Genomic DNA, 3,073 nt, shown 5'->3' with positions numbered 1-3,073 from the left:
AAGGACGACACACCGGCCCGACGCGGACGCCCCTCGGCACGCGGCCACTCCACCGCCTCCGTCAGCAACGACACCGACCCCGCCGACCAGTCGACATGCGACGACGGCGCGTCGACGTGCAATGTGCCGGGGACTACGCCGTACCGCATGGCCAGGACCATCTTCATCACACCGGCCATACCGGACGCGGTCTGGGTGTGCCCGATGTTCGACTTGACCGAGCCGATAAGCAATGGCCGTTCGGCCGGACGGTCCTGCCCGTAGGTCGCCAGCAGGGCCTGCGCCTCGATCGGGTCGCCCAGCCGTGTGCCCGTGCCGTGCGCCTCCACCACGTCCACCTCACCACCGGTGAGGCGCGCGTCTGCCAGGGCGGCGTGGATCACCCGCTGTTGCGAGGGGCCGTTGGGTGCGGTGAGGCCGTTGCTCGCACCGTCCTGGTTGATCGCCGACCCGCGCACCACCGCCAGCACGGGATGACCGTTGCGCCGCGCCTGCGAGAGCCGCTCCAGCAGCAGCACCCCCACACCCTCGGCGAGCGAGAAGCCGTCGGCGGCTTCGGCGAAGGGCTTGCACCGGCCGTCGGGGGCGAGTCCCCGCTGCCGGCTGAATCCCACGAAGGGCGCGGGGTCGGCCATCACCATGGCCGCGCCGGCCAGCGCCATCGAGCACTCCCCCGACCGCAGGGACCGCACCGCGAGATGCAGCGCCACCAGCGACGACGAGCACGCCGTGTCCACCGTCACCGCCGGCCCCTCCAGACCGAGGACATAGGACACTCGCCCCGATGCGACGGCGGTCGAGGCACCGGTGACGAGATAGCCCTCGGTACCGTCGGTGCCACGGCTGAGCCGGGTGCCGTAGTTCTGGTCCGTGAGGCCCGTGAAGACGCCGGTGCTGCTGCCGCGCAGGGTCTTCGGATCGATGCCTGCCTGCTCGAACGCCTCCCAGGACGTCTCCAGGAGCAGTCGCTGCTGGGGGTCCATCGCCGCCGCCTCGCGCGGGGAGATCCCGAAGAAGGCGGCGTCGAACTCTCCGGCGTCATGCAGGAAGCCGCCGTGCCGGACGTAACTGGTGCCGTTCCGCTCGGGGTCCGGGTCGTAGAGGCGACTGGTGTCCCAGCCCCGGTCTGCGGGGAAGCCGGTGATGACGTCCTCGCCGCCGGTGACGACTCGCCACAGGTCGTCGGGGGACGAGATACCGCCCGGGTAGCGGCACCCCATGCCGACGATGACGATGGGGTCGTCGTCGGTGACGGGTGTGTGCGAACCGGCGACTGCGGGGAGCGCTGCCGAGTCCTGTCGCGGTGCGGCGTGCTCCCCGAGAGCCAGTCGGCGGAGGTGGGCGGCGAGGGCGAGCGGGGTCGGGTGGTCGAAGACGACGGTCGTCGGAATCTTCAGACCCGTGCGGGATGTGAGGCGGTTGCGCAGTTCGACGGCGCTGACCGAGTCGAAGCCCAACTCCTTGAAGGCATAGGCGGCGTCGACGGCGTCCGCCGACTCATGTCCGAGTACGACGGCCGCCTCGGCCCGTACGAGGTCCTGGACGAAGCGGTCGTGTTCGGTGGCGGGCAAGGTACCGAGCCGCTGCGCGAGGGACGAGGCCGTCGTGCTCGCCGCCTGTGTGTCCGGTTCCTCCACGGTCTCGTTGCTCGGTTCCAACGCGGCGATGAGCGGGGCGGGCCGTGCGGCGCTGAAGACGGGCACGAAACGGGCCCAGTCGACATCGGCGACGGCGACGACCGTGTCACCGTGGTCGAGTGCGTCCTGCAGTGCCACCATCGCCGGTTCGGCGGCGATGACGGGAATGCCACGGCGGCGCAGCGGATCGCGCATGTCCTCGGCGATCATGCCGCCGCCGTCCCAGGGGCCCCAGGCCACCGACAGCACCGGAAGCCCGCGTGTGCGGCTCGTCTGTTCGGCGAGGGCGTCCAGGAAGGCGTTGGCCGCGGCGTACGCCGCGTGATCGGCGACACCCCAGACGCCGGAGATCGAGGAGAAGAAGATCAGCGCGTCGGTCTCGGCCGGGTCGAGGGCCTCGGCGAGGTGCTGTGCCCCGGCGACCTTGCCGGCGGCGACCGCGGCGAACTCCTCCATGGTGAGGTCGGCGAGCGCCCCGAGGGTACCGACGCCCGCGGCGTGCACCACCGTGCGGACGGTACGCCCGTCCGCACGCAGGGAGGCCAGCAGCTCCCCGAGCGCCGCCCGGTCGGCCACATCGCAGGCGGCGACGGTCAACCTGGCGCCCAACGCGGAGACTTCGGCCTCCAGTTCCGCCAGGGCCGCGTCGTCGCTCCTGCCTCGCCGGCTGACCAGCACCACCTCCTCGGCACCGCCACGGGCCAGCCAGCGAGCGACGTGGGCGCCGAGCGCACCGGTTCCGCCCGTCACGAGGGCGGTACCTCGGGGCGTCCACGGCCGTCCGGAGGACAGCCCGGCCGTCGCCTTCGCGCTTCCCGGCAGGGGGGCCGGTGCCAGACGCCGTACGAAGGTGCTGCGGGCGCGCAGGGCAACCTGGTCCTCGGCGCTGTGGCCGTGCGAGGCCAGAACGGCGCAGAGGGCACCGGCCTCCTGTGCGTCGAACCGCTCGGGAAGGTCCACCAGTCCGCCCCAGCGGTCCGGCAACTCCAGGGCGGCGACCCTGCCCAGTCCCCAGAGGGCCGCCTGCGCCGGCCGCGCAACCGGATCGTGGTCCCCGACCGCCACGGCACCTCGCGTGACGCACCACAGGGGCGCGTTCACCCCGGCCCGTCCGAGTGCCTGGAGGAGGGAGACGGTCAGGGCGGATCCGGTGGACAGCACGGGGTGAGCGGGCAACGGGTCCTCGTCGAGCCCCAGCAGCGACAGTACGCCGCCGAGCGGCACGTCGGGGTCGGCCCACACCTCGTCGAGCGCGGACTTCAGCAGAGCGTGGTCGGTGTGGCGCGAGGTGAGTTCGAGGACACGCACGTCGGCGCCATGACGGCTCAGGGCATCGGATACGGAGGTGATGAGTGCGGTGTCGGGGTGTGTCCGCGGGACGACGAGCAGCCAGGTACCGCTCAGGACCGCGGCCCGCGTGTCCCGCCCGACCGGCC

The 3,073-nt window shown here is 72.4% G+C and carries 1 protein-coding gene; it reads right to left on the bottom strand.

Going from position 1 to position 3,073, the window contains the following annotated elements; genetic code table 11:
• On the bottom strand, positions 1-3,073 hold a 3,073-nt coding region (locus AC067N_RS38815), incomplete at both ends, for a type I polyketide synthase (protein WP_478683669.1).

It is taken from the genome of Streptomyces sp. NPDC042364, assembly GCF_056437585.1.
Note: the sequence above shows the minus strand (reverse complement) of the source record. Positions and strands in the feature narration are given on the sequence as shown.